This window comes from Sphingomonas panni, from assembly GCF_022664435.1.
Classification (GTDB): domain Bacteria; phylum Pseudomonadota; class Alphaproteobacteria; order Sphingomonadales; family Sphingomonadaceae; genus Sphingomonas; species Sphingomonas panni.
The window spans coordinates 599,904-615,682 of the sequence record NZ_JAKREU010000001.1; the positions used below are offsets into that span (position 1 = coordinate 599,904).

The following is a 15,779-nucleotide window of genomic DNA, read 5'->3' on the forward strand; positions in this document are numbered from 1 at the left end:
AGGCGACATGACATCGCCTGCCGCTCCGGTCGCTCGCACCGCTGCGCTTGCGCTCCTCCTGTCCACGGGGATGAGCGCGGCGTGGGCGGCAGTGCGATGGCCGCAATTGCGCGCGGGCGACCTGCCCGACCCCGACGATCTGATGCGGCTGCAACAGATCGTCGACTGGCTGAACGGACAGGCGTTCGGTGACCTGACCCAGCATCGCATGGGGCCGGGCGGTGTTGCGATGCACTGGTCGCGGCTGCCCGACCTGATCCCGGCGGCGATGATCCGACTGCTGCGCCCGTTGATCGGTGGCGACGGCGCCGAACGCGCGATGCTGATCCTGTGGCCGGCATTGTTGTTTGCCGCCTTCCTGTGGCTGGCCGCGCTGCTGGGGCGGCGGATCGGGGTGCGGCCGGTCGAAACGATGCTGGTCGCCCTGCTCGCCTTTCCACTGACCACCTTGTTCGCGCCCGGCAGGATCGATCATCACGGGTTGCAGATGGTCCTGCTGCTGGCGGCGATGCTGGCCCTGACCGGGCGTGCGACGCGCGTCGCCGGAGCGGGCGCCGCGCTGGCAACGGTCGCGACGGTCGTGATCGGCATGGAGACGGTGCCGCTGTTCGCGGCGGCGATCGCCGTCACCGTGCTGCGATGGTGCCGCGACCGGCGCGAAGACGCGCGCGTCGCTGGCATGGCGCTGGCGATGGGACCGGCGGCGCTCATGGCCATGGCCGGCTTCGCCACCGACAGCTGGTCGCTGCCGCTCTGCGACGGATTTACCCGCCAAAGCTGGACCGCGACGATGGTCGGCGCGGCCGCACTAGCGACACTGGCAATCATGGGACGCCGGGTCGTCACGCCGCGCAACCGGCTGGCCTGCGTTGCCGCCGTCGCGACAGGCGCTGCGGTCGCCTTGCTGGGCTGGGCACCGGCCTGTCGCAATCCTTATGGCGCGATCGATCCCGACCTTGCGCATCTGTGGCTCAGCAAAGTGGGCGAAGCGCAAAATATCATTATCGGCGACCCGCGCTGGACTTTCGCCCAGACCGGTCTGCTGATCGTCGCGATCATCGTCGGCGCATATCGGTCGGTCCGGGCACCCGATCCCCTGCGTTGCCTGCTGCTGGCCGTCGCCTTCGCCTCGCTCGCCCTCGCATTGTTCCAGCTGCGCGGGGCCTATGGCGGCGTCGCGGTCGCCTGCATCCTGCTGGCGGACGCGGTCGTGGCGGCGCGGCGACGCGGCGTCGTTGCGGCACTGTCCATGCGACTGGCGGCGGCGGGCATCGCCTATCCACTGCTAGCCAGCGTCATGCCGGCAAGCGGCCGCCCCGGCGACCCGGCCGATTGTATCACCCCGGCCACGCGAAGCGCGCTGACGGCGCTGCCGCCGAGCCGCATTCTGGCACCGATCGATCTGGGCCCGTGGCTGATCCGCCATGGGCATCAGGCGCTGGCCGCGCCCTATCATCGCAACGGGCAGGGCATCCTGATGACCTATCGCTTCGCTGCCGCCGATGTGCCGCAGCGCCGGGCCATGTTGCGCAAGGCCGATGTGCAGTTCGTCGTCGGCTGCGACGGACGGGGACTGGCCCCTATGGCGGCACCGGCCTTGTGGCGGGTATTGCCATGACCGGGCGACGGGCGCACGCATGGCTAGCGCTGGCGATGTTGCTGGTCATGCTGCCGCTGTTGCCGCAGCCGATCGCCCCGCTCAACGACCTGTACGATCATATCGGCCGCTACCACATCATGGCGTCGATCGACCGGTCCGGCGACCTGCAACGCCATTGGCTGCTCCGACCCGCGTGGATCGGCAATCTGGGGGTCGACCTGCTCGTCGTACCGCTGGCGCGCTGGATCGGCGTGGAGCCGGCCAGCCGGATCATCGTCACCCTGTTGCCCGCGCTATTCGTCGGCGGGTTGGCGCTGGTGATGCGCGCGCGTGGGCGGTCGCTGTCGCCGCTCACCGGCTTTGCTGCGGCCTTGGCCTATCATCAGGCGTTCCAGCTGGGCTTCGTCAACTATGCGCTGGCGACGGCGCTGGCATTCGCCGCGCTGGCGCTATGGGTCCGATGGGCGGAGCGCCCCGCATTGCGCAGCATCGCCTTTGCGGGGATCGGGCTGCTGCTGTGGACTACGCATAGTTCGGGCTGGGGCATATTCGGACTGATGGCTTGGCAGAGCGATGTCGCCCTGCGCCGCGAACGAGGCAGCGGATGGACGCGGGCCGGCCTGTCGGCGGCGCTCGCCTGCGTCCCGCTGCTGTTGCCGCTGGCCGTGATGGCGAGCGGTCCGGCCAACGACGTCGGCGAGGTCGCGTGGAATTTCACCGTGAAGGCGGCGTGGATCGCGTCACTGGTGCGCGACCGCTGGCGCTGGTTCGACGTGGCGGGCGCCATCGTGCTGGTTGGATTGGTGTGGACCGCGCTGCGTCGGCCCGACTGGCGGTTCGATCCCGTGATCGGGTCCGCCGGGGCGATCCTGCTGGTCGCCTTCGCCTTGTTGCCGCGGATCGCGTTGAACGGCGCCTATGTCGACATGCGCGTCCTGGCCCCGGCAGTGGCACTGTTGCTGGTCGCGATACGGATCGATTCGGCGCGACAGGCGGCACGGCTGTTCGGATGGGGCATGGCCTTTCTCGCCCTGCGCATGGCGGCCACCACCGCCAGCTTCGTGCTGCTGGGACAGGCGCGGGACGAGACGGCGATGGCGATTGCCGCCATGCCCCGCGGCACGACCGTCCTGACGCTGGTCGACGAACCCTGTTCGTCGACATGGTCTAGCGACCGGCTGGGCCATATTGCCGGCCTCGCCATCGCCCGCCGTGACATCTTCACCAACAGCCAATGGGCGATCGCCGGGCAACAGTGGATCCGCCCGCGCTATCCCGAAAGCCTGGCCTATCGCACCGATCCGTCGCAGCTTGTCTATCCCAAGGCCTGCGAATATCGCACCACCGACCTGGGCGAGGCGTTGCGGACGTTCGACCGGCGGATCTATCGCCATGTCTGGCTGATCGGCTTCGATCGGATCGCCGTCCCGCCCGATCTGGTGCCCGTGTTCCGCAACCGCCGTTCCACCCTCTATGCGGTACGACCCGCCGAACGTCCGCGAACGCTTGCCGGAACCCCCTTCGCGCCTCTAAAAGCGGCCGATGCAGGGGGACAGGCTCAACTGGTGGCAGACGCGGTGGTTCGTCGCGTCGATGGCGGTGCTGGCGGTGATTCCGCTCCTGTGGCCCGACATTCCGCCGATGGTCGACCTGCCCGGCCATATGGGGCGCTATCGCGTTCAGCAGCTGTGGGACACATCGCAAGCGCCGTGGTTCCATGACTGGTATAATTTCGACTGGAGCCTGATCGGCAATCTGGGCGTCGACCTGCTCGTCTGGCTGCTCGAACCGCTGATCGGCCTCGAACCGGCGGTCAAACTCATCATCCTGACCATCCCGCCGCTGACCGCGGTCGGGCTGCTGTGGATCGCGCGCGAAGTGCATGGCCGCATCCCGGCGACTGCGCTGTTCGCGCTGCCGATCGTCTACAGCTTTCCGTTCCATTTCGGCTTCGCCAATTTCGCGCTGTCGATGGCGCTGGCGCTCAACGCCTTCGCGCTGTGGCTGCGGCTGGGGCGGCAGGGGCGGCTGGTGCTGCGCGGGGTAGTGTTCGTCCCCTTGGCCGGGCTGATCTGGCTGACGCATACCTTCGGCTGGGGGACATTGGGCGTCCTCGCCGCCTCGGCCGAGTTGATCCGCGAACACGACAAGCGCCGCAACTGGTTGGCCGCCGCGTTCCATGCCGGGCTGCACTGCCTCGTCCTCGCACCGCCCGCCCTGCTGATGCTGTTGTGGCGATCGAGCGGCCATGTCGGCGGACAGACCGCGGACTGGTTCAACTGGCGCGCGAAGATGCAGTGGATGACGATGACGCTGCGCGATCGCTGGCAGCTCTACGACCTTGCATCGGTCGCGGTCTTCTACCTCGTGCTGTTCAAGGGGTTGCGCGACCCCAATATCGGCTATTCGCGCAATCTGGGGCTGTCCGCGCTGTTCCTGATCGCCGTCTATGTGCTGTTGCCGCGCATCGTGTTCGGATCGGCATATGCCGATATGCGGCTGGTGCCGTATCTGTTCGGCATCGGCCTGATCGCCCTTCGACCCAAGCCCGGTCTGTCGATCCGCAATGCCGGGGTGCTGGCGGGGATCGGGTTGGCGATCTTCGTCGGGCGGATCGGGGCGACGACGGCCAGCTTCTGGCTGTACGACCGCGACTACGACCGCGAACTGGCGGCCCTCGACCATGTGCCGGTCGGTGCGCGGCTGGTCACGTTCGTCGGCGAGACCTGCTACAATGAATGGCGCATGACCCGGCTGCAGCACCTGCCCGGCATGGCGCTGACCCGGCGGCTGGCCTATGCCAACGACCAATGGTCGATGGCCGGCGGACAGCTGCTGACCGTAAAGTACAAGGCCGCGCGCGGGTTTTCGCACGATCCGTCCGAACTGGTCACCGACGTCAAATGCCCGCGCGAATATTGGCGGCCGATCGCCGGCGCGCTGTACAAATTCCCGCGCGATGCGTTCGATTATGTATGGCTGATCCGCCCACCCAAATATGACCGGCGGCTGGAACAGGGACTGATCCCGTTGTGGCGCAATGGCAGCTCCGCGCTGTTCCGCATCGACCATAATGTGCCGCCCCCCGTGCTGACATGGAGCGATCTGGGCAATCGTCCGTTCGCCAAACCCCGCCGCCGCCTGTCGCGACAGATGGCGGCCAACGAACCGGTAAGGAAAAACTGATGGACCTGCTGAACAACGCCCTGAAGCTGGCCGGCCAATTCGACCTGCCCGCCATCGCCGACAAGGCGGGGATTTCGCAGGAACAGGTGCAGACGGTGCTGGGCCTGCTGGCGAAGTTCGCCGGCCATGCCGATCCGGCACAGGAAGCCGCCGACCATAGCGGCGTGTCGCGCCATCAGATCGAGGCGATCCTGTCCGAAGTCGGCGGTCCCGATGCGCTCGGCCAGTTCGCGCAGATGCTGGGCCTCGACGTCAATCCCGGCGCGCTGGGCGGGATCGGCGACATGTTGCCGGGCGGCCTCGGCGGACTGATGGGCAAGAAGTAAGGCAGCCTGCTTCCCTCCTTCGACATGAACGTCATCCCGGCGCACACCGGCAGTTCCCGGTAACAGGGCGAGACCAGAGCCGCTTCAGACCCCAGCCTGCGCTGGGGTGACGTTTTTGGCGAGGAGGACCGGACCCTATCCCCGCCGGAACGGCGTCATCTCGCTCAGAAACTCCTGCTCCTGCCCCACTGCCGCGCGTTCGCGTTCGAGGAAGTCCGCCACCGCCGCACGGAACCCCGGATCGGGCAGGAAATGCGCCGACCAGGTCGTGACCGGCACATAGCCGCGCGCCAGCTTGTGTTCGCCCTGCGCCCCGGCTTCGACCCGCTGCAACCCGCGCGCAATGGCGGCGTCGATCGCCTGATAATAGCAGAGTTCAAAATGGAGGAACGGCACCTCCTCCACCGCGCCCCAATAGCGGCCGTACAGCGCATCGCCGCCGATCAGGTTGAGCGCGCCGGCGATCGGCCGCCCGTCGCGTTCGGCAAGGATCAGCAGCACGTCATCGGCCATCGTTTCCGACAGCAGCGAGAAGAAGCGGCGTGTGAGATAGGGCCGTCCCCATTTGCGGCTGCCGGTATCCTGATAGAATGCCCAGAAGGCGTCCCAATGCGCCTCGGTCAGGTCGCGCCCGGTCAGGTGCCGGACGGTCAACCGGTCCAGCGCAACGGCGCGTTCCTTGCGGATGGCCTTGCGCTTGCGGCTCGCGAGGTCGGTCAGGAAATCGTCGAAACTGCCATAGCCGCGATTGGCCCAATGGAACTGCGTGCCCGCGCGCGTCAGCCAGCCCGCCGCCTGAAACGCCGGCAGTTGCGCCGCGTCGACGAAGGTCGCGTGGGCAGAGGACAGGCCATTCTGCCGCACCACCGCCTCCACCGCGCCGATTGCTGCGGCGGGATCGGCACCGTCGCGCATCAGCAGCCGGGGACCGGGCACGGGGGTGAAGGGCACCGCGATCTGAAGTTTGGGGTAATACTCACCCCCGGCGCGCTCCCATGCATCGGCCCAGCTATGGTCGAACACATATTCGCCCTGGCTGTGGCCCTTGGCATAGGCCGGCGCGATCGCCTGCGGCACGCCGTCGGCATCGTCGACGATGATCGGCAGCGGCTGCCATCCCGATCCCGGTCCGACGCTGCCCGATTCCTCCAGCGCCGAAAGAAAGGCGTGCGAAAGGAACGGATTGCCCTTGCCCGCACAGGCATCCCACTGGTCGGCGGGTACGGCGCGGACGCCCTTGGCGATACGGGCGGTGATGGCTGTCACGGATGGGAAGATAGGGGGTACGATGCCGCCGCGAAAGGCCGCACGCCGACCCATCTTCGTCATTCCCGCGCAGGCGGGAATCCATAGCCGCAACCTGTCGGATCGATCGCAACGGCAGCGTTTATGGGTTCCCGCCTGCGCGGGAACGACGAAAAAGGATTACCCCTTTGTCCCCGCCAACCCATCCCGGAACATCAACTCCCGCCGCGGCACCGGAATCTTGATGTCATGCTCGGCGAACAGGTCCCATAACCGGTTCAGCACGTCGGACCGGACATTGCCCACCCCCTGTTCGGGATCGCTGATCCACGCCAGGATTTCGTGCTCGACCGCATATTCGCCGTAGGAGAGCAGCCAGACATTGGGCATCGGGCTGCGCAGCACGCGCGGGCTTTCGGTCGCGGCCTGCAGCATCAGCTTCTGCGCGAGGCGCAGGTCGGTTTCATAGCCTACCCCGACCGGAATGCGCACGCGGACGTTCCGGTCGGAAAAGGACCAGTTCTCCACCTCCTGCGTCATCAGGATTTCGTTGGGGATCAGATGTTCCTTGCCGTCGCGGGTGATCACCGACACCGCGCGCACGCCGATCTTGTTCACCCAGCCGAAGCTGTCGCCGACGACGATAACGTCGCCCGGCTTGATGGAGCGATCCATCAACAGGATGATGCCGGCGATCAGGTTGCCGACCGTCTTCTGCAACCCGAAGCCGACCGCCAGCCCCAACCCGCCCGAAAAGATCGCGAAGGTCGTCAGGTCGATGCCGAGCAGGTCGATCCCGAAGAAGAAGGCGGTGATGACCACCGCGATCGACGCAAGCTTCTGTGCCAGCAGTTTCTGCGCCGGGTCGAGGCTCTTCGCCTGCCCGACGGCATGGCCGACCAGCCGATTGGCCACGCGCACCACGGCATAGAGGATGACGGCGGTCAGCAGCGCGCTGACCAGTGCCAGCAGCGACAGGCGACGCCGCCCGACCGAAAAGCCGATCGCGTCGAGCGTGGTGGTGATCGGCTCCAGCCCGCCGACCGATCCGGCGAGCACCGCGACGAACAGGATCGACGACACTGCCCATGCCAGCCAGCGCGCGAGGTTGACCCCGCGCAGCAACTGCATCGCCAGGCGGCCGACCGCCGCGCCCAGCGCCAGCCCCACGACGATATCGCCGAGCGCGCCCCAGTCCCGCACCTGCGCGATCAGCGCCAGCGCGACGACCGCCACCAGATGGCGGACGATATCACACATCCGCGCCGCCAGCCCCACGGCATGGTCGCCGACCCGCTGCCGCCAGACATCGGTCAGATGCGGCCCGGCCCAGCGCCCGGCAAGCCAGCCGAGCAGCAGCGACAGCAGCACCAGCCCGGCTACGATACCGGCCTCGACCAGCTCCCGCCCATCGGCCACCGGCAATCCCTGCCCCGCCAGCCCGGCGGCAAGATCGTTCACGCCGCCGCCCGGAACCGTGCGAGACCGGCGGCAAGATCGGCGATCAGGTCGTCGGCATTCTCCAGCCCGATCTGCAACCGGATCATCGGCCCCTCCGCCTCCGCCCGCGTGACGCTGCGGTAACGGTGCGGATCGATCGGCAGGGCAAGGCTTTCGAACCCGCCCCAGCTATAGCCGATACCGAACAGCTTCAGCCCGTCGATCAACGCGACCCGACCGGCGTCGCTGCCGCCGTTCAGTACGAAGGCGAACAGCCCGGCACTGCCCCGGAAATCGCGTAGAAAAATCTCGTGCCCCGGACAGCCCGGCAGCGCGGGATGCAGCACGCGGGCCACCTCCCCCTGTTCGGCCAGCCACTGCGCGATGCGGATCGATGATTCGCCATGCTGCCTCAGCCGTACCGCCATGGTGCGCAGCCCCCGTGCGCCGAGTGCCGCATCGTCGGGTCCGACATGCTGGCCCAGCTGATAGGTCGCATCGCGCAAGGACTGCCAGTGCGACGCGACGGCGGTGGCCGATCCCAGCATCGCATCCGAATGGCCGACGACATATTTGGTGCAGGCCATGATCGTCACGTCAACGCCGTGCGCCATCGCCGGGAACAGCAGCGGCGTGGCCCAGGTGTTGTCGAGGATCGTGGTGATCCCCCGCTCCCGCGCGATTGCCGTCATCGCCGGCACGTCCTGCACCTCGAAGGTGAGGCTGCCGGGACTTTCGAGGAACAGGACCTTCGTCGCCGGGGTCATCAGCTCGGCGATTCGCGCGCCGATCGTCGGGTCGTAGAGCGTCGTCGTGACGCCGATCGTCTTCAGCATCCCCTGCGCAAAGGCTCGGGTCGGGTCATAGGCGCTGTCGGGCAGCAGCAGATGATCGCCGGGCTTGAGGAACGCCAGCAGCGCGGTGGTGATTGCCGCCACGCCGGACGGATAGAGCAACGTCCCCTCGGCGCCCGGTTCCAGCTCGGTCAGCGCCTCGGCCAGCGACCATTGCGTCGGGGTGCCACGCCGGCCGTAATAGAGCCGGTGATGCGTATTCGCCCCTGCCGCTGCGCGCAGGTCGGCGACATCGTCGTACAGGATCGTCGAGGCGCGCCACACGGGGACGTTGACGACGCCGCCGGTCCATTCGTCGCGGCGACCGCCGGTGACGACCTGCGTTTCGGGGGCGTGGGTAGGATCGAAGGCGCTCATGCGGTCACCTTGGGTGTCTGCGGGTCCGCCGCCCATTCGGTCCAACTGCCGTCATACAGCGCCGCGTCGCGCCCCAGCAGGTGCAGCGCGAAGGCGGGAATCGCGGCGGTGATGCCCGAACCACAGGTGGTGGTGATCGGCCGGTCGAGATCGATCCCCGCATCGGCGAACAGCCGGCCCAGTTCCTCCGGCGACCGCCACGTCCCGTCCTCGCGAAAGAAGCGGGCATAGTGCAGGTTGATGCTCCCCGGAATATGACCGGAGGGAAGGCCGCGCGGATCGGCCTCACTCCCGTCGAACCGCGCGGGCGATCGCGCATCGACCAGTTGCACCGCATCCTTGTCGAGGCTGGTCAGTACCATCGCCTTGGTCCGCACCGGGGCAAGGTCGGGATCGGCCCCGAAGCGGGTCGGCGCAGGATCGACCATGCCGCGTTCCACCGGTCGGCCCTCCGCCTGCCACTTCGCGAATCCGCCGTCGAGGATTGCGACCGGCAATGTACGGGCAAAGCGGCGCAACAACCACCAGCCCCGCGCCGCGCTATGGTGCGGCGAATTGTCGTACAGAACGACCTGCACATCGTCGTTCAGCCCCAGCGCCCCCAGCCGCGCCGCCAGCTTGTCCGCGGACGGCAGCGAGGTCGCCTGGCCCGTCGACAGTGCCCGCAGATCGAGGAAGCGCGCGCCGGGAATATGCGCGGCGGCATATTCGGCGGCTTCGTCGCGGGGCGGGTCGGGCTGCACGGCCACGAAGGTCGCGTCGAGGACGACGAGGCCGGGGGTGCCGAGCCGGTCGGCGAGCCATGCGGTGGAGACGAGCGGTTGCATGGGGGAAAGGCTTAGGCGCGCGGCGCGACGGGTCAAGCGTCGGGGTGCGCTTCGCCGCCTGACAGGACGTATCGTTCGTCATTCCCGCGCAGACGGGAATCTATATGCACCAGCTTCTCGGCTGGAGCAGCGAGCGTTGCGGCTATGGATTCCCGCCTGCGCGGGAATGACGAAGTAGGGCGAACCTACCCCTCGTACTTTGGCAGGTTGTCGAGTGTTTTAAGAAACCCCTTCGCCTGCCCCCGCAACTCTCGCTGCGTTTCTTCGGCCATCTTGTCCCAGGTCCGGTACGGCATCGCCATGCGATGGTTGCCGCCCAGCTTTTCGCGATTGCGCGCGATGAAGTCCCAATAGAGCGCGTTGAACGGGCACGCGTTGGGGCCGATGCGCTGCTTCACGTCATAGCGGCAATGCCCGCAATAATCGGACATCCGGTCGATATAGGCGCCCGACGACGCATAGGGTTTCGACCCCAGCAGCCCACCATCGCCGAACTGGCTCATCCCCAGCGTGTTCGGCAGCTCGACCCATTCATAGGCATCGGCATAGACCTCCAGATACCAGCGATGCACCTGTTGCGGGTCGGCCCCGATCAGCAGCGCGAAATTGCCGGTAATCATCAACCGCTGGATATGATGGGCATAGGCCTTGTCCAGCGTCTGCCCGATCGCCTGGGACAGACAGTGCATGTCGGTCTCGCCGGTCCAGTAGAAGGCCGGCAGGTCGCGTTTTGCGCCGAGGAAGTTGCGCTCGACATAGTCCGGCCCCTCACGCCAATAGATGCCGCGCACGAACTCGCGCCAGCCGACGATCTGGCGGATAAACCCTTCGGCGGCGTTGATCGGGACCTTGCCTGCGGCAAATTCCTTCTCCACGGCCTTGCACAGGTCGAGCGGGTCGAGCAGGCCGGCGTTGATATAGGGTGAGAGGACGGCGTGCCACAGATAGGGTTCGCCGGTGAGCATCGCGTCCTGATTGTCGCCGAACCCTGGTAGCGCATGGGTCAGGAAGGCCCGCTGCTGGCGCAGCGCATCCTTGCGCGTCACGGCGAAGTCGAACCCGTCGAGCGTCCCGGCATGGTCGCCGAACCGGTCGGCGACCAGCGCCAGCACCTCCTGCGTCACGTCGTCGGGCTCGAACGACAGCGGGCGGGGGATCAGCAGGTCGCGCCTGGCCGGCTTGCGATTGTCATGGTCGAAATTCCATTTGCCGCCGACCGGCTTGGCCCCTTCCATCAACAACCCGGTTTCGCGCCGCATCTCGCGATAGAAGAATTCCATGCGCAGTTCGCGTCGGTCGTCGGCCCACGCCTTGAAACGATCATGCGAGCACAGGAAGCGCGTGTCGGAGCGGATCGATACGGGGACGCCGAAGATCGTCTCCCACGCCTCCAGCATCGCCTGTACCCGCCATTCGCCGGCTTCGGTGACGACGATCCTGGTGGGATCGTGACGCTCGATCGCGCGGGCGATTTCGCCGGTGAAGCTGCCGGCATTGTCGGGATCGTCCAGCCGGACATAATCCACGCTCCATCCCTTTTCGCCGAGCGCCGCTGCATGGTGGCGCATCGCGGCGAACAGGAACGCGATCTTCTTTGGATGATGGCGGACATAGGTCGCTTCCTCGACCACCTCCATCATCAGGATGGTCGTCGTCTCCGGATCGGCATCGGCCAGCGACGACAGCGTGAGCGACAATTGATCACCCAATATCGGGATCAGCACCCGTTCCATTCGTGCGCCGTCCCTTCTACATGGGGGCCATGGACCCGAAATTCCTTGGCCAAGCCAGCCCGCTTCCCACTACGCCGGAAGCCGCCGAACTCGATTATGTTCCCAATCCGCGCAGCACCCCTTATCTGGTGCGCTTCACCGCGCCGGAATTCACGTCGCTGTGCCCGGTGACCGGCCAGCCCGATTTCGCGCATCTGGTGATCGATTACGTACCGGCCGCGACCATCGTCGAATCGAAATCGCTGAAGCTGTTCCTCGGGTCGTTCCGCAACCATGCGGCATTCCACGAGGATTGCACGGTCGGTATCGCCGAGCGGCTGGTCGCGGAAATGCAGCCGGTGTGGCTGCGCATCGGCGGCTATTGGTATCCGCGCGGCGGCATTCCGATCGACGTATTCTGGCAGTCGGGGGAACCTCCGAAGGCGGTATGGATTCCCGATCAGGACGTGCCCGGATATCGCGGCCGCGGTTGATCGTCGCAGCGGCGAAACGCTTCGCCACGGAATCGTGTCGCAGCGCACAATTCGTGCAACCATTCAGCGTGTCGAAATGTTTCTCTTTGTGGACACCGCCGGTAGGAGGCGGATATTGCAACGCAAAGAGGAACGCTGATGGACCAGAGGGTCGCCCTGGATTCGCTCGATCGCATCGCGCTGATCGGTAATTTCCTGCCGCGCAAATGCGGGCTCGCGACCTTTACCACCGACACGTTCAATGCGTTGCGCGATCGGTATCCCGCATTGCAGGTCGACGTCTATGCGATGGACGACCAGCCGGGTGCCTATGCCTATCCGCCCGAAGTCACCCATGCGATCGCACAGAACGACCGCATCGCCTATCTCGACGCCGCGCGACGGATCGAGGCTAGCGGCGCGCAGGCAGTGTGGGTCCAGCATGAATATGGCATCTATGGCGGGCCGGCGGGCGAACATATCGTCGCGCTGCTCGACCGCGTGAACGTCCCCGTCGCCATCACGCTGCACACGATCCTCGAACACCCCAACGCCGACGAACGCCGCGTACTGGAAGCGCTGCTGCGTCGTGCGTCGAAGGTGATCGTAATGGCCGAGAAGGGCCGGGAGATCCTGATGCGGGTCCATGGCACCGACGCGCGCAAGATCGTCACCATCCCGCACGGCGTACATGACCGCCCGTTCGTCCAGCCCGATGCGATGAAGGCGCGGTTCGGCTGGATCGGCCGCCCGGTCATCCTCACCTTCGGCCTGCTCGCGCCGAATAAGGGGATCGAGACGATGATCGAGGCGATGCCGACCGTCGCCGCATCGCATCCCGACGCGCTGTATGTGGTACTGGGCGCGACCCATCCGCACCTCGTTGCGCATGAGGGCGAGGCCTATCGCGACCGGCTGAAAGCACAGGCCGCCAGCCTTGGCGTGGCGGATAATGTCTGCTTCCTAGACGGCTTTGTCGAACAGGACGAACTGCTCGATTATCTGCAGGCGGCCGATCTGTACGTGACGCCGTACAGCAACCCGGCGCAGATCACGTCGGGCACGCTGTCCTATGCGGTCGGCGTAGGCAAGGTGGTGGTGTCGACCCCCTATGTCCATGCGACCGAGATTCTGGCCGACAACCATGGCGTGATCGTCGATTTCGGCGATTCGGCGGCCTTTGCGCGTGAGATCGTCGACCTGCTGGCGAATGATGCGCGTCGCACGACGCTGGCCAGCCGGGCCTATGCCCGCGGCCGCACCATGTTGTTCCCGTGCCTTGCTGAAGCAGCGATGGTCGAGATTGGTCAGGCCGTAGCGGCGCGTCCGCTACGGGTGCGGCCCAGCGCCGACCTTACCGCGCTCAAGCCCGATTTCGCTGCGGTCGAACGGATGAGCGACGCGACCGGCATGTTGCAGCATTCGATCTATTCGGTGCCCGACCGCCGTCACGGCTATTGCATCGACGACAATGCCCGCGCGCTGATCCTGATGTCGCAGATCGAGGACCTCGATCCCGTCGTCCGCGACAAATGGACCACGATCTATGCCTCGTTCCTGCAATATGCCTGGAACCCGGATCGTCGGCGCTTCCGCAACTTCATGAATTTCGACCGGACCTGGTGCGAGGACGAAGGGTCGGAGGACTCGAACGGTCGCACGCTATGGGCGCTGGCGATTACCGCACGGGATGCGCAGTCGCGCAAGCATCGCGACTGGGCGATGTCGCTTTACGAACAGACTGCGTCGATCGCGCTCGACCTGGGCAGCCCGCGTGCGCGCGCCTTCGCCATGCTGGGTGCGGTTGCGATGCTCGACGTCAATCCGGGCCATGCGCTGTCGACGGAGATCGCGACCCGCTTCGGCGACGAGCTGGTCACTCTGCTCGATGCGACACGCCGCCCGGAATGGGGCTGGTTCGAAATCGTGCTGGCCTATGACAATGCCCGCCTGCCCGAAGCGATGATCCGCGCGGGCAAGGCACTGGGTCGGAAGGACTTCTTGCAGGTCGGGATCGACACGCTCGACTGGATCGTCGCGCGCCAGACCTCGCCTGAAGGCCGCTTCCGCGCGGTCGGCACCGAAAGCTTCGGCCGCCCCTTCGCCGACCCGCTACCGTTCGACCAGCAGCCGCTCGAGGCGCAGGCGACCGTCGAGGCCTGTGCCGCCGCATGGGAAGCGACCGGCGACGTCCGGTGGCGGGACGAGGCAGTCAAGGCCTATAACTGGTATCTCGGCGCCAACGATCTCGATTTGCCGCTGGCGACAGTCAATGACGGTGGCTGTTTCGACGGCCTTATGCCGACCGGCCTCAATCGCAACCAGGGCGCGGAGTCGATTCTCGCGCTGCAATTGGCCTCCTGTGCGATTTCCGCCCTTTCAAAGGGTCGCGCTTCCGTGGCAGACCCGCGCCGCGCCGTAGCCTGATCGGGCTGCGGCTTCGGCCGGGATTATTGGACGCGCGAATGCTGGACATCTACAACCACCCCCTGCGGCTGTACGCCGATCCTTCGCGTGTGGTGGTGCGCCCGTTTCACATCGCATGGCAGCGCAACGGCAACGCCCCCAGCCGCACCGAGCGGCTGGTCGGCGAAGTGCTGGCGATGACGCCGGGCGAGGCGCGGGCGCAGCTCGATACCGTGCTGAAGGATTTTGAGGCCCGCCACTGGCAGACGCGCCGCGTGTTCATGACCCGCTATGACGAGATCGAAGCGGTGCTGGGCCTCGACGGCAGCACGATCAGCGACGAGAAGCGCCAGCTGATCGGTGCCTATTTCTGCCACGAATACAGCTACGCCGCCGCCGCGCTGATGAACCCCAGCGCGGTTCCGCATTTCGACCAGTCGGGGATGCCGGAAGGGTCGCTCCGCATCCTGATGTCGCTGCGCGCGGTCGGCGAAGGGCATATCTCGTCGGTCGCCTTCCGCGAAGGCATCATCACCGACGAGAACGAGCTGGTGCTGGCACCCGAACCGCCCTTCGCCACCGCCGCCGATGCGATCGGCGACGAGGACGAAGCGCCGGAGGGCGAGGTCACCGTCTTCCGCCACCGGGATTCGACGCTGTCGGGCACCGTGATCTTCCCGATCACGCAAGCCCAGTCGAAGGGGCTCGAGGACATGCGCCTCGTCCACTTCACCCATGACGACGGCACGGCCGAATGGCTCGGCACCTATACCGCCTATAACGGGTCGATGATCCAGTCGGAGCTGCTGCGCACCCGCGATTTCCGCGCGTTCGACCTGGTGCCGATGACCGGCAGCGCGGCGCGCAACAAGGGCATGGGCCTGTTCCCGCGCAAGGTGAACGGCCAGTATATGATGATCGGCCGGCAGGACGGGGAAAACCTGTTCCTGATCAAGTCCGACACGCTGACCCATTGGGACGAGGGGCAGCTGCTGCTCAAGCCCGTCTATCCATGGGAGCTGGTGCAGATCGGCAATTGCGGGCCGCCGATCGAGATCGATCAGGGCTGGCTGCTGCTGACCCACGGCGTCGGCGCGATGCGCAAATATGCGATCGGTGCGGTGCTGCTCGACAAGGACGATCCGTCCAAGGTGATCGGCCGCACCCGCGAACCGATCCTCGCCGCCGCGAACGAGGACCGTGAAGGCTATGTGCCCAACGTCGTCTATTCGTGCGGCGCGCTGCGCCATGGCGACCGGATCTTCATTCCGTACGGCGTCGCCGACAGCTCGGTCGCGTTCGCGTTCGTGACGATCGAGGCGTTGCTCGCGGCGATGTGAGGTTGGGGGAAGG

Annotated in this window: 12 protein-coding genes; 7 read left to right on the plus strand and 5 right to left on the minus strand. The window is 66.4% G+C overall.

Annotated elements, in window-relative coordinates:
• The first annotated feature begins 70 nt into the window (after window positions 1-70).
• The 4 genes from MF609_RS02970 to MF609_RS02985 are packed head-to-tail and all read left to right on the plus strand — an operon-like array spanning window position 71 to window position 5,112.
• The gene (locus tag MF609_RS02970; protein WP_242414811.1) at window positions 71-1,618 is read left to right on the plus strand and encodes a hypothetical protein; all 1,548 of its coding nucleotides are present in this window, start codon (window positions 71-73) and stop codon (window positions 1,616-1,618) included.
• Window positions 1,615-3,321 carry a hypothetical protein gene (locus MF609_RS02975; protein WP_242414812.1) on the plus strand — a complete coding sequence of 569 codons (1,707 nt, stop codon included), beginning with the start codon at window positions 1,615-1,617 and terminating at the stop codon, window positions 3,319-3,321. Before MF609_RS02970 ends, MF609_RS02975 begins: the two co-directional genes overlap by 4 nt.
• Window positions 3,242-4,786: a hypothetical protein gene (locus MF609_RS02980; RefSeq protein WP_242415164.1), complete on the plus strand. Its 1,545-nt coding sequence runs from the start codon at window positions 3,242-3,244 to the stop codon at window positions 4,784-4,786. The genes MF609_RS02975 and MF609_RS02980 overlap by 80 nt, the downstream gene beginning before the upstream one ends.
• Window positions 4,786-5,112, plus strand: a complete 327-nt coding sequence (locus tag MF609_RS02985) for a hypothetical protein (protein ID WP_242414813.1) — start codon at window positions 4,786-4,788, stop codon at window positions 5,110-5,112. Before MF609_RS02980 ends, MF609_RS02985 begins: the two co-directional genes overlap by 1 nt.
• Before the next feature lie 135 nt (window positions 5,113-5,247).
• Here the strand turns inward: MF609_RS02985 and MF609_RS02990 are convergent, their stop codons facing one another.
• The 5 genes from MF609_RS02990 to MF609_RS03010 all read right to left on the minus strand — a co-directional run bounded on the left by MF609_RS02990 (window position 5,248) and on the right by MF609_RS03010 (window position 11,568).
• On the minus strand, window positions 5,248-6,432 hold the full coding sequence (locus MF609_RS02990) for a GNAT family N-acetyltransferase (RefSeq protein WP_242415165.1): 1,185 nt from the start codon (window positions 6,430-6,432) through the stop codon (window positions 5,248-5,250).
• A gap of 105 nt (window positions 6,433-6,537) precedes the next feature.
• Window positions 6,538-7,818 carry a mechanosensitive ion channel family protein gene (locus MF609_RS02995; RefSeq protein WP_242414814.1) on the minus strand — a complete coding sequence of 427 codons (1,281 nt, stop codon included), beginning with the start codon at window positions 7,816-7,818 and terminating at the stop codon, window positions 6,538-6,540.
• Window positions 7,815-9,008 carry a cystathionine beta-lyase gene (gene metC / locus MF609_RS03000; RefSeq protein WP_242414815.1) on the minus strand — a complete coding sequence of 398 codons (1,194 nt, stop codon included), beginning with the start codon at window positions 9,006-9,008 and terminating at the stop codon, window positions 7,815-7,817. The genes MF609_RS02995 and metC overlap by 4 nt, the downstream gene beginning before the upstream one ends.
• Window positions 9,005-9,835 (minus strand): sulfurtransferase, encoded by an 831-nt coding sequence (locus MF609_RS03005; RefSeq protein ID WP_242414816.1) that lies wholly within the window; start codon window positions 9,833-9,835, stop codon window positions 9,005-9,007. Before MF609_RS03005 ends, metC begins: the two co-directional genes overlap by 4 nt.
• Window positions 9,836-10,020: 185 nt before the next feature.
• Entirely contained in the window at window positions 10,021-11,568 is a 1,548-nt protein-coding gene (locus tag MF609_RS03010; RefSeq protein ID WP_242414817.1) for a cryptochrome/photolyase family protein, read from the minus strand.
• A gap of 29 nt (window positions 11,569-11,597) precedes the next feature.
• Here MF609_RS03010 and queF point away from each other — a divergent pair, with 29 nt between their 5' ends.
• The 3 genes from queF to MF609_RS03025 all read left to right on the plus strand — a co-directional run bounded on the left by queF (window position 11,598) and on the right by MF609_RS03025 (window position 15,766).
• Window positions 11,598-12,041, plus strand: coding sequence for a preQ(1) synthase (gene queF, locus MF609_RS03015; RefSeq protein WP_242414818.1), 444 nt, complete (start codon window positions 11,598-11,600; stop codon window positions 12,039-12,041).
• A 138-nt stretch (window positions 12,042-12,179) separates the two neighbouring features.
• The gene (locus tag MF609_RS03020) at window positions 12,180-14,447 is read left to right on the plus strand and encodes a glycosyltransferase family 4 protein (protein WP_242414819.1); all 2,268 of its coding nucleotides are present in this window, start codon (window positions 12,180-12,182) and stop codon (window positions 14,445-14,447) included.
• Between the two features lie 38 nt (window positions 14,448-14,485).
• The gene (locus tag MF609_RS03025) at window positions 14,486-15,766 is read left to right on the plus strand and encodes a glycoside hydrolase family 130 protein (RefSeq protein WP_242414820.1); all 1,281 of its coding nucleotides are present in this window, start codon (window positions 14,486-14,488) and stop codon (window positions 15,764-15,766) included.
• Window positions 15,767-15,779 lie beyond the last annotated feature (13 nt).